11 protein-coding genes are annotated in these 12,398 nt (G+C 45.4%); all 11 read right to left on the reverse strand.

Annotation, left to right across the window (positions count from 1 at the left end; genetic code table 11):
• Positions 1-57: 57 nt before the first annotated feature.
• Positions 58-1,119 (reverse strand): flagellar motor switch protein FliG, encoded by a 1,062-nt coding sequence (gene fliG / locus AB4384_RS17920; protein WP_017060682.1) that lies wholly within the window; start codon positions 1,117-1,119, stop codon positions 58-60.
• The gene (fliF, locus tag AB4384_RS17925; RefSeq protein ID WP_017060683.1) at positions 1,112-2,854 is read right to left on the reverse strand and encodes a flagellar basal-body MS-ring/collar protein FliF; all 1,743 of its coding nucleotides are present in this window, start codon (positions 2,852-2,854) and stop codon (positions 1,112-1,114) included. The genes fliG and fliF overlap by 8 nt, the downstream gene beginning before the upstream one ends.
• 16 nt (positions 2,855-2,870) lie before the next feature.
• Positions 2,871-3,182 (reverse strand): flagellar hook-basal body complex protein FliE, encoded by a 312-nt coding sequence (gene fliE, locus AB4384_RS17930; RefSeq protein WP_017060684.1) that lies wholly within the window; start codon positions 3,180-3,182, stop codon positions 2,871-2,873.
• A gap of 132 nt (positions 3,183-3,314) precedes the next feature.
• Positions 3,315-4,724: a sigma-54-dependent transcriptional regulator gene (locus AB4384_RS17935; protein WP_372129893.1), complete on the reverse strand. Its 1,410-nt coding sequence runs from the start codon at positions 4,722-4,724 to the stop codon at positions 3,315-3,317.
• A gap of 33 nt (positions 4,725-4,757) precedes the next feature.
• Positions 4,758-5,798 carry a PAS domain-containing sensor histidine kinase gene (locus AB4384_RS17940; RefSeq protein WP_372129894.1) on the reverse strand — a complete coding sequence of 347 codons (1,041 nt, stop codon included), beginning with the start codon at positions 5,796-5,798 and terminating at the stop codon, positions 4,758-4,760.
• Between the two features lie 184 nt (positions 5,799-5,982).
• Entirely contained in the window at positions 5,983-7,449 is a 1,467-nt protein-coding gene (locus AB4384_RS17945; RefSeq protein ID WP_017064122.1) for a sigma-54 dependent transcriptional regulator, read from the reverse strand.
• A gap of 228 nt (positions 7,450-7,677) precedes the next feature.
• Positions 7,678-8,088, reverse strand: coding sequence for a flagellar export chaperone FliS (fliS, locus tag AB4384_RS17950; RefSeq protein WP_004736194.1), 411 nt, complete (start codon positions 8,086-8,088; stop codon positions 7,678-7,680).
• Positions 8,089-8,100: 12 nt separating this feature from the next.
• The gene (locus AB4384_RS17955) at positions 8,101-8,406 is read right to left on the reverse strand and encodes a flagellar protein FliT (RefSeq protein WP_017060688.1); all 306 of its coding nucleotides are present in this window, start codon (positions 8,404-8,406) and stop codon (positions 8,101-8,103) included.
• 3 nt (positions 8,407-8,409) lie between these two features.
• The gene (gene fliD / locus AB4384_RS17960; RefSeq protein WP_017066379.1) at positions 8,410-10,437 is read right to left on the reverse strand and encodes a flagellar filament capping protein FliD; all 2,028 of its coding nucleotides are present in this window, start codon (positions 10,435-10,437) and stop codon (positions 8,410-8,412) included.
• Positions 10,438-10,459: 22 nt separating this feature from the next.
• Positions 10,460-10,885: a flagellar protein FlaG gene (gene flaG / locus AB4384_RS17965; RefSeq protein WP_017066380.1), complete on the reverse strand. Its 426-nt coding sequence runs from the start codon at positions 10,883-10,885 to the stop codon at positions 10,460-10,462.
• A gap of 81 nt (positions 10,886-10,966) precedes the next feature.
• Positions 10,967-12,097: a flagellin gene (locus AB4384_RS17970; RefSeq protein ID WP_372129895.1), complete on the reverse strand. Its 1,131-nt coding sequence runs from the start codon at positions 12,095-12,097 to the stop codon at positions 10,967-10,969.
• Positions 12,098-12,398 lie beyond the last annotated feature (301 nt).

Raw genomic sequence — 12,398 nt, forward strand, 5'->3', positions numbered from 1 at the left:
GGTTCGAGATTGGATAAAGAAAAGCCCCAACAGTGTGGGGCTTTTGAGATTTCTGTATTAAAGGAACTCGTCGGCGCCACCAGACAGCATAATTTCGCCACTGTCTGCCATCTTCCTCGCGATACCCAAAATCTCTTTCTGAGCCGCTTCAACATCAGAGACTTTGACTGGCGGCATCGCCTCAATATCGTCTCTCATCATATCGGCAGCACGTTTAGACATGTTCTTGAAGATCTTCTCACGTAGACCTTCATCTGCACCTTTAAGTGCTTTCTGTAGAATATCTTGTGGAACATCACGTAGTAGTCGTTGAACACCTTGGTCATCAACTTCAATAAGGTTTTCAAAGACAAACATCAGATCTTGAATCTGTGTTGCCATGTCTTCGTCTTGGTCACGGATTTGATCCATCAAGACGCCTTCCACGTTGTTATCCATGTAGTTCATGATCTCAGCCGCGGCTTTCAGGCCACCAATTTTGGCAGCTTGAGCACCCGCTTGACCCGCGAACTGTTTCTCCATGATTTCATTCAGTTCAGCAAGCGCCGAAGGTTGAACTTCTTCAAGGTTGGCAATACGCATCATCAGATCCAGACGAACTCGCTCTGGGAACTGAGACAGGATCTCAGCCGATTGATCGGCATCGAGGTACGACAACACAATAGTTTGAATTTGAGGGTGCTCGTTGATGATAATGCTCGCCACCTGACGAGGATCCATCCACTTAAGCGAATCCAAACCTTTCGAACCTGTGCCGAGAAGGATTTGGTCAACAAGGTTATTCGCCTTGTCTTCACCCAGAGCAGCAACTAACGCATTACGCATGAAGTCTTCGCTGCCCATACCAATGTTGGTGTACTTCTGAATATCATCTAAGAAAGCACGGTGCACAGCGCCTACTTTCTCTTGGGATAGGTCTGTAGCTCGCGCCATCGCACTACCCACACGCTGAACCTGCTTTGGCTCTAGGTGACGAATAATACCAGCAGCATCTTCTTCATTTAAACTGAGCAACAAGATCGCAGCGCGCTCATCGCCTGAGATAGAGCCGATATCCACGCTAGAGACATCAAGCACTTCACCGCCTTCAGTTTGTTGTGGAACTATTTCGTTAGCCATCTACCATCCAATTCTTAACTACTTGAGCTGCTAGCTCTGGTTCATTCGCTACAAGTGCACGTACTGCTTTCAGCACGTCCTCGTCTTTATGAAGGTTTGGTAAGTCGATACTTGAACCAAATTCAAACAGCTCACCACCTTCAATATCACCACCAATTAAGCTGGTTTCGCCGTCGGCACCAATTGGCATGCCATCAGGACCGTACATCTGTTCATCGTTGTCTGCTGCTGGGTTAAGCAGTTTCTTCATTGCAGGGCGAACAAGTACCAACACCACCACAATGATAACCAAGGCACTTGCAAACCAACGAACCCAATCATTGAAGTTTGGATGCTCCCAGATTGGCACATCAGCAACAACATCTGTTACTTGAGGTGCAAACTGCATGCTTAATACGTTGAGCAAATCACCACGAGTTTCATCAAAGCCCACCGTGCCAATCAGTACTTGGCGAATCGCATTGATCTCGCTCGCCGGGATTGGAGTATGAACCACTTCACCCGTATCTGGGTTCAAGGATTGGCGGTCTTTGATCGCAACAGAAACCGTCTGGCGGTTAACCGTGCCGCTCTGTTTACGTTCATGACTGATGGTGGTGTCTAGCTCAAAGTTTCGGGTCGCTTCTTTATGAACAGAGCCTTGACCTGTCATCGCGCCGTCTTTCATCTGAGCCACATCTTGTGGAATTGAGGCATCCGCTGGAGGCTGGTTACTCAATGCACCCGGAATACCCGCCACCGTATTGCCGTTGTTGTAATCTTCTAAGGTGTATTCACTTCGAGTCGCTGGTGTATTCGGATCAAAACGTTTTCTGGTTTGCTCCACAGCACTGAAATCGAGTTGAATATCAACCTGAGCGGTGTAGTTACCAAACCCAAGAATAGGAATAAGGATAGAGTCAATTTTTTCACGCAGCGCTTGTTCTTGATTGCGCTCTAACTCGTGTTCTTTACGGCGCGCCGCTGACATAGGGTCTTGAGAGCCTGAGCTCAACAATCGGCCATGCTGATCGGTCACCGTAATACGTGAGGTTTTCATTCCCGGAACGGCACTTGCCACCATATCCACAACAGAATCAACTTCTTGCTGCTTGAGGTTAGTACCTGTTTTTAGAGTTAGGAATACAGAAGCAGAGGCTTCTTGATTATGACGTACAAAAACACTCTGCTTCGGCAGGGCCAATAAAACCTGAGCTTTACGCACCTGTTTCATCTGCTCAATGGCTTTGGCAAGTTGTCTTTCGCGGCTTAATTTAAGGCGTTCTTGTTCTAAACGTTGTGATACACCAAAACCCATGTCTTGCATGAGGATGTCATCACCCGCGTTTCGCTCTTGATTCAAACCCGCTCGTACCATATTAAGCTTTAATGAGTTGTACTCACTCGCCGGTACTGAGATGGTATTGCCTTCAAGCGTGTAATCGATCTTTTGCAGATCTAAGTAATCAAGAACGGGGATCAATTCTTCTGTTTCGTAAGCCCCTAATGGACGCATTTCTGGCTCTTTTACCCAGAAAAACAGCATCACAATCAGCGCTACACAGATAGAGATAGAAAGGACTAAGACGACCTGACGAAGTAAATCAAGATCACCGACAGCCATATCGAACTTCGATGAACTGCGTTCACCTAGATCGGGATTTTGCCCTTCTCCGTCTAGCTCAGAGCCTGCAATAAGTGCATGGTCGTTGCTATCGCTTACGGTTAAATCTGTTGTTTGACTATTATCTGCCACTATTTAACTACCCAACTTATACCGGCATATTCATCAGCTCTTTGTACGATTCGACCAATTTATTTCTAATTTGGATCGTCGCCTCAAAAGCCACACTAGATTTATTACGAGCAATCATCACGTCCGATAGGGATACGCTTTGGTCGCCACTATCAAAACGAGCTTGAAGATCACCTGAGGTCTTTTGTAATGAGTTCACATTATTGATGGCATTAGTCAGCATGTTGCCAAAATCTGCACCGACCGCTTGCCCCGTTGCTGCGGGACGCGCGCTGGCAGCTTCGACCATCATTGCCTGCATTTCGCCTTGTAAACCATCTATTCTCATCTACTACCTCAGGAGTCAAAATTATGACCATCTATTTAGCTATATTATTGACAGAGCAATTAGCGTGCCACACATTTAATTGACTAGATATCGTATTACACTAGTCAGAAAGCTGACACTACTAATCTATCCTCAGTTTGGGATATCTATTCCAGCATCGCGCATTTTAGCCAACTTGTAACGCAGTGTACGAGGGCTAATGCCCAGTTTTTCAGCCATATCTTTGCGTCGGCCATTACATGCAATCAGGGTTTCAAGAATGATCGCATACTCTTGATCTCTAAGCTCATTACCTAACCCTTCGCTGCTAGCCGCGATTTTATTGATTGGGTTTGCTTCGGCAATAGGCTTAATTTCTGGCGCAGCTACGTCACTGCCTTCGACGATTTGTTGTAGGCTGCTTGCGTCTTGCCAATCGACACCTTCAAGAAGGATATGCTCACCAGAGATGTTCTCTTGTTCGCTCAATATTAGCGCACGCTGTACCACATTGTCTAATTCGCGAACATTGCCCGGCCACGGATAATTGACGAGTTTGCTGATCGCTTGTGCTGACATAACGGGTACAGGCATACCAAGTTTGGTGCAGTGGCGCTCAACTAAGTGCTTGGCTAAAGGCTCAATATCGCCTTTACGCTCGCACAATGGAGGCCAAGAAATTGGGAATACATTCAGGCGGTAGTATAAATCCTCACGGAAATTCCCTTCAGAAACATACTGTTTAAGGTCTCGGTTACTGGTCGCTAATACACGAACATCCAATTTGATGCTCTTACGACTACCTAATCGCTCAACTTCGCGCTCTTGCAAAACACGCAGTAGTTTGGCTTGTAGGCTAAGATCCATTTCACTGATCTCATCCAACAGAATTGTACCGCCCTGCGCTTGCTCGAATTTCCCCGGGCAAGCTTGAATAGCGCCAGTAAATGCGCCTTTTTCATAACCAAACAGGGTCGCTTCTAACATGTTGTCTGGGATCGCCGCGCAGTTAATCGCGACAAACGGGCCATCTTTTCGGCTAGAAGCATTGTGAATGTAGCGAGACATCACCTCTTTACCAGAACCACTCGGGCCCAACACCATGACGTTGGCATCGGTTTTCGCAACTTTATCAGCCAGCATCATTAGCTTGATACTTTTTTCATCAGCAACAATAGCGTCGCCGTTGTCATCCGACTTTACAGGCGCATAACGGCTGACCATGTTGATCAGCACTTCTGGCGCAAATGGCTTTGCCATATAGTCGATAGCGCCCTCTTTCATTGCAGCAACGGCATCTTCGATGTTGGCGTACGCTGTCATTAGCAATACCGGCAAATTTGGCCAATGCTGCTTAATGTTTCTCAATAGTGCCAAGCCACCCATGCCCGCCATCTGCACGTCAGATACGACAATATCAACGGAGTTCGATTTTAATTTGACCAGAGCATCTTCCGCACAATCCGCTTCCAGCCATTCATAGCCAGCAAGCGCGAGTGTGTCGACAAGGGCTTCGCGTAGACCTTCATCATCTTCGACGATTAACACTTTGCTTTGAGCCATAGGATTCTCCAGTGTAAATTCAGTTAAAACTTATTAGTCTTCAGAAGAAGCACTTCTTTCAAACGGCAGACACATGGTAAAGCATGCGCCGTCGCCTTCTTCTGATATCAATTCCAGTCGGCCTTCATGTGCTCGACATACCATTTGTACAACCGCTAAGCCTAGACCTGTACCTTGTGAACGAGTGGTAAAGAAGGGTTCCATTATTTTACCTTGAAGCTCTTTCGGTACGCCGGGGCCACTGTCTTGCACTGATATCTTAAGCTCGCCATTTACGGGCCTAAAAAACACATCGATCTGCGATTCCTTACCCGCAATTTGAACCGCGTTCAACACTAGGTTGCTTAACGCTGAGGCGATAGCATTGGCGTTGCCGAACATTTGAGTCTGTTCGCCCTCAACTTCTTGGCAATAATCAATCTGGTTAGTTTTCAATGCCGCTTCCACCATAGGGTGAAATTCAGTGATCAATTCAGCCACAGTAAATGGCTTAACGACTTTGTTGTCACCACCTTTGGCAAACAACAGCATGTCGTTCACTTGCTTCTCTAAGTCATGCAATCTATCCATAAGCTTAGATTGAAAACGCGTTTTTGTTGCCGGCGGCAGATTTGGCGCGGCAAGGTTTGATGCATACAGCATCGCACTTGAAAGCGGCGTTCGCACTTGATGGGCAAGCGAGGCCACCATTCTACCTAATGAAGACAAACGCTGAAGATCACTCACGCGAGACTGCAATAGTCGGGTCTCGGTCAGATCGGTAATCAAAATCAGCTGACCCGTGGTAGAGGCTGAAATCGCCAAACGCACTTTTCGCCCGTTCTTCAATGAGATCTCATGACCGTCATCGTCTTTTGGGTCAAAGGCACTTTGAATCACTGAAAACCACTTCTCGCCAACCAACTCAACACCAAGAATACGATGCGCTTCAGGGTTCGCTTCTCTCACTTCGCCGTGTGTATCTAACAAGATAACCCCAGCTGGCATCACGTCGAGTACTTGCTTATAGCGCTCAACCTGCTGTTCAACAGAATCTAGGTGTGATTGATTTTCTGGTTCGTTAGATACGCGCATGTCAAAAATTTGCCTCAAATACTAAAACAGCCTGAGACGTACAACACGAGTCAGGCTATTTGCTATATTTATCACATAGTTAAGCAAGCAACAACTCGACTATGGTTTATCTGTTCACTTAGCTAGAGTTACCAAATAGCTAAAAAGTGTGTGCTAGTTTTTCGTTTTCATCGAAAACTGGACACTAGCGCTGCAAGTTATATTTACGCATTTTTTCAACCAGAGTGGTTCTACGCATTCCAAGCATGTCAGCAGCACGAGCAACAATGCCGCCCTGCGCTTCCAACGCTTGATTGATCATATTCACTTCCATATCCGCGAGTAGCTCTTTCAAGTTAACCCCTTCTGGCGGTAACTCTTGAGGCGCATTAGCATTGTCGGCAATATCATCTTGCTGATCAAAACTGAAATCTTCTGAGAATAAGTCAGCAAGTGCATCACGCTCTTGCTCCTCTTCAGATCCAAAGCTATTAAACTCTGGCTGGAACTCAGGGATATCGCTGTATCGATATTTAGTTGGCAGGTGATTCACATCAACCAAGCTGTTTGGATACAAGATAACCATTCGTTCAACCAGGTTCGCTAGTTCACGAACGTTGCCCGGCCAGTAATGCTCCATCAAAGAGTTGATAGCACGAGCCGTGAAACAGATAGGCATGCTGCCTTCCGCTTCCATTCGAGTCATCAGCTCTTGAAGCAACAGTGGAATATCTTCTTTACGATCTTGAAGCGCCGGCATTTCAATCGGGAATACATTTAAGCGGTAGTAAAGATCTTCACGGAACGAATCATCGTCGATCATATCTTCAAGGTTGCGGTGGGTTGCCGCAATCACTCTAACATCAGCTTGTATGGTGCTATTGCCACCTACACGCTCAAAGCATCGCTCTTGCAGTACTCGTAGCAGCTTAACTTGCATCGCCATCGGCATATCGCCAATTTCATCAAGAAACAGTGTGCCACCTTCAGCCAATTCAAAACGGCCTTTACGTGCGGTAATCGCCCCAGTAAATGCGCCCTTCTCATGACCAAACAGTTCACTTTCAAGCAAATCAGGTGGAATCGCGCCACAGTTTACAGGAACAAAAGGCCCTGAACGACGTTTAGAGTGATAGTGAATGTTACGCGCTACGACTTCTTTGCCTGTACCAGATTCACCAAGAATCAGCACGTTCGCTTCCGTAGAAGAGACTTGTTCAATTAAGTGACGTACTTCTTGAATGCCAGCACTTTGTCCTACTAGGCTGCGAAACAGGGTGTTCTTGCGTGCCGAAGACACAACTTGAACACCTTTGCGGCCTAAGAAGTCTTTACAGTGTCTTAATGCATCACTTAATTGCGGGTAGTTAAGAGGAAGTTCAAGCTCACCAACATAGTTAGTCAACTCGTCAACCGGGTGATTGTTTTTGCCAATCACCAGTAAAGGGATGTGATTGGCGTGAACAAGCTTCTCATTCAGTAATGCGTTGAAGCCTTTACCTTTAATGGTACCAATAATGCAGCCGGCCCACTGTAGTGACCAGTCAACTTTACGTGCTTGTTCAGAGCTGATTACTTCGCAGCTCTCTCCTACAAACTCTAATATTGTGCTTAAATTGTGACGATCTTGAGCGTTATCGTCGACGACAAGCAGTTTTGCCAAACCTTGCATAAGTAGGAATTATTGCCTTTATTTTGGTGCGATGCGGAAAAACGGTGAGCAACGTAGTCTATAAAACAGTGAGATGTATCAATGATTATGGTCTACGTGGACAAATTTAGGAAATCAGCAACGAAAAAAGCCATTAGGCTATCTAATGGCTTCTATTTTATTTGATTAAAAAAATAAGGCAACCAACCAATTAAGGGATATGAGATTGGTTAAAACTGCAATTTTTCTTTAAATACCTACGTCAGCGGACGTCAAGTTGTGATATTCGTTCGGAATTTGGTCCCAAGCGCTCTTAATTTCGCGAATAATATCGATAACATCATCAATAGGCTGTGGGTCATTTTTGTGATTTGCCGCAGAAATTTGCGTGATCATGAACTCATAAAGTTGATCTAGGTTTTTCGCAATATCGCCACCATCGTCCATAGATAGGCAACTACGTAGGCTAATAATGATATCTAGAGCCTTACCAAGTCGCTCACCTTTCACTGGGATGTTGCCTGCTTGCATTGCCGCTTTGCCTTGAATCAAACGCTCGATAGCACCGGCCATTAGCATTTGTACAATCTTATGCGGTGAGGCAGCCGTTAGCTGACTATCCACTGATACCTTTTTATATGCCTGTAAAGAACCGCGCATAGTAAACCTCTTCTATAAAAACTTTTTGTATTGTTGAACTGATTTAGCGCCGTGACGGTATTTATGTAGGGTCTTACCTACTCGACTCGTCTCAGACTGCATCAATTCGACTAATTTTCTGGTTCTGGTAATGGCTTCAAACCATTCAGAACTTTGCTTAACGTCGGGATGTGAGTCGATTATTTGAAGCACGTTTTGCAATAACTGTTCTCTGTTATCGACAAGCTGCGTTATTTCTTCAGCATTAATTTCACTAAATTCCAGTTTAGAGATAATTAGTTGATCGAGTTCACAAAGCTCTTGTAGCTGGCTATTCATCTATTAGCCCAACGCATTCATCATACTGCCCAGCTGAGATTGCATCTTACTGGTCGCATCTTGCATGGCGGTGAACTTAGAGTGGGTACGGCTCTCTAGGCTGTCCATGCGGCGGTCGAGCGCGCTTTGGTCATCAACCAAACGGTAGTTTTGCTCGACCAAGCTCTTTTCTCTAGTACGGATTGAACCCGTGATACCTGTGATACCTTGAATCGCATCTTCCACTTTTTTGGCGAAACCGTTGTTGCCACCAAAGAACTCACCCAACTTATCAAAGTTATTGTTGAGTTGACGGTCAAGCATATCGTAGTTGATTTCTAGCGAGCCTTGTCTTGTGGTGGTGATACCGAATTCAGTCAAAGACTTTAGATTGTCTGGCGCACCTTCGATACTTGATGAGAACACCCCTTTCAATCGGGAGTCGGCGTTACGCACTGTACTGTCACCAGAGAGCGGGCCTTTTTGACCAGTCGTTGGATCAACACCCGCGAGGTCTTTCGACACTTGATAGAACTGGTTATAAGAGCTCACAAAGGATTCGATATCTTGGCGAACACTGTTACGGTCGTACTCCACACCAATTTCTGCCGGCGGCTTATCTTTTGGCGTTTTTCCTTTCACCGTAATATCAATACCTTCAATGGCATCTTCAATCACATTGTTATTACTAGAGAGTTGAGCAACACCATCTAGGACAACCATAGAATCTTGGCCAGCCTGAACTTCAGTCATTCCACTATAGGTATCAAAAGATTGCTGTGCTTGTTCAAGATCTGCTTGCGCTTTATCGACCTTCTCTAAGAGCTCGCGCTCTTCGGGTTCTAATTTGGCACGCTCAATTTTCTTGGCTTGCTCTGCGGTGAGTTCGCCTTTTTGAACTTTCTCAGCCAACTCCGCTTTTTCTTGTGAAATCTTCTCTTCGATACGCGCTTGCTCAGCCTCAAGCTTTTGTTGGGCTTCTTTCGGTGTCACGTATGAATCGGTCAGAGTACCTGAGGCAGCATTTGACCACCCCGGCACATCGGGTGCCTTCTCTATCGCTTTTTCATCAAGCTCAAGTTCTGGTGTGTAGTAAGAATCTAAAAGCGTACCTGACGCGGTTTCAGTCCAGCCAGGGATATTATCTTCAGGCATCACAGACTTTGCCGCTTGAGCTGCGTCTAGGGCGGCTTGGCCGTCGGCGGCTGCTTGCTCACCGTAGCTGAGACTTTTAGAGTCTCCGTCAACATCTGAAGTAGAATCGGTTTGGGCTGCTGGGATGATATTGCCATCTTTATCGAGTGTTTCATTCGCATTTGGGTCATCGCTAGCGATCACTTCATCGATGAGTTCAACGGCTTTTCCTGCAGGGGTTAGAGCTAGAATATCTTGAGCAGCAACGCGCGCTTTCTCTAGCGCTTTAACACGTTCTTCAAGCGTTTTGTATTCGAGTTTTTTTAAGGGATTGGCAGCATCTGACTCAACATTAATGCTGATCTGCTGATCTGAACCAGACTGGTTCGAGGCAATAATAAGTCTTGGACCTTCGACATCGTTGATAATAGATGCACGAACGCCTGGGTTGCTATCTGCACCGTTGATACCACGAACAACTTCGATAAGTCTCGATCTGTCGCCAACTTGCACGTCAAAGCTGTCATCACCAAGCGAAACCTGCAGCTTACCTGGGCCAAATTTCATGTCCTCTGACAGTACATCAGAAGCCACTTTATGGCTTTGGGCAAGCTGCAACACATCGATGGCATATTTGCCAGCGATCGCTTCGGTAGTCGCGGTTGCAGAGACAAGCGCTTCATCGGTACTTTCCACTGTTCGCACAGCAAAAGCTTTTTCCTGACGAAAGTTTGTCATCAGGTTTTTCATCGAATCAAGGGATTCTCTGAGTCTTCCATAGGCACTAATGCTGGTATCGATTCGCGTTCGTTCATTGTCGATTCGTTGCTGTTTAGGTACACGCTCCGAATCAACAATTTTGCTGACCATGGAATTGATATCCATGCCAGACGAAATCCCCATTGGGCCAAAACTCATTAAATCACCTCAATAATACGACTTAAACCTTCACCTCAAATATTCGACTATTCGAGTTTTGGGCTGCTAGGCGTCTTAGAATTTCAAGCATTTCTTCATCAGGGATCTGGCGAATAATATCACCGGTTGTGGTCTCATAAATGGTAACCACATCTCTCCCAGATTCTTCATCGACCTTAAAAGCCACACCTTTATTGAGAGAGGAGATAAACTCGTTTACCTTCTCCACCATTTTGACTCGCTCTTCATCATTTAACTCTTGTCTATGTTGAGCTAATTGAATCGCCGCTTCGGTAGCTTCCTCTTTCGATTTCTCTACCTTGTCATAAGATGTTGCTTCTTTTAGTCGCGAAAGACTCGACGCACTACTACCTTCATCGCTTGCAATTTTAATGCCATTAGGTGAGCCATAAGGCTGGATGTTCGATGCGTTGGATGATATTTCCATAACACTCTCCCTCCCTCCTTTATGAGCCAAACAGTAAAACTCTACCCAGAGTAGAGTTTACCGCTACTTACCGAGGTAAGTTTAGCCCAATAAGCTTAGAGCTGCTGATGGTGACTGTTTTGCTTGAGCTAGGATAGAAGTACTCGCCTGTTGTAGGATTTGAGACTTCGTCATAGCTGTTGTTTCTTTCGCGTAATCGGTATCTTTGATACGGCTCTTAGACGCATTAACGTTTTCGTTGATGTTGTCTAAGTTGCTGATTGCATGGTCAAAACGGTTTTGGAAAGCACCTAGAGAAGCACGTTGGCTATCAACAGATTTTAGAGCACCATCAATGATAGATACTGCTTCGTTTGCACCTGCAACAGAAGTTACGTCGATATCGTTAACGGTAACGTCTTTACCAGCACCGATACCTAGTTCGCCCGCAAGGCTGCCGCCAAACTCAACATCACCTTCAACTTTTTGGCTTGAAGCGAAAAGTTGCAGTTTACCGCCTTCACCCACAGACGCTTTAACGTCTTGGCTTTGACCATTGATGTAAGTTGCTAGCTCTTCGATATCGTTGCCTTCTTTAGCAGAGATAGATAGCTCTTGCGCTTCACCAAACTTATCGTTGTATTTGATTGTTAAATCAGCACCCGCACCTACACGCCAAGAAGCATCTTTGCCTTCTGTAACGCCGTAGCTCTTACCACCCATGTCTTGAGTGTCAGTACGCATGTTGCTCATAGATAGCATTACTGCTTCACCTGAGTCAGCACCGATTTGGAAAGATTGGCTGCCGTAAGTACCGTTCAGAAGCTTGTTACCACCAAAAGAGGTCGTTTCAGCGATACGGTTAAGTTCTGTGTTTAGAGCAGAGACTTCTTCTTGGATCGCAACACGTTCAGATTTGCTGTTCGAACCGTTTGAAGATTGAAGAGAAAGGTCACGCATACGTTGCAGAATGTTGGTTGACTCATTCATCGCACCTTCAGCTGTTTGTGCAATAGAGATACCGTCATTCGCGTTTTTCACAGCCATATCTAGGCCACGACTTTGCGACGTTAAGCGGTTAGAGATTTGTAGGCCTGCAGCATCATCTTTTGCGCTATTGATTTTATAGCCAGAAGACAAACGCTCCATTGATTTTTGAGTACCTTCAGCCGCGTTATTCAGGTAGCGCTGAGCCGTCATTGCAGACACATTAGTGTTTACATTAATCGCCATAGTTGATCTCCTTTAGGCATTTTTTAATGCACTTATGTGACTCTCACCTCACACAAATACATGTCAATTTGTTTATGCACCAGTGTCTCTCTCACCTTACATTGGTACATATCATTTCTCTCAATCCCTTTAACGGCCCCTTAATTAGAAGCTTTAATAAAAAATGCGATTTTTTTCGTATTCTTTTCAACAACAAAGAAAAGTGTGATCAGGCTTCAATTAATAGAGCGGCATTCGCTAAAGTTTCGTATCCTCGCTCATTTATAAGTGTCGCCTTGCACATAAAAACCAAAGCCGATCC

The sequence above is a fragment of the Vibrio sp. 10N.261.51.A4 genome (assembly GCF_041471945.1).
Taxonomy (GTDB): Bacteria; Pseudomonadota; Gammaproteobacteria; order Enterobacterales; family Vibrionaceae; genus Vibrio; species Vibrio crassostreae_C.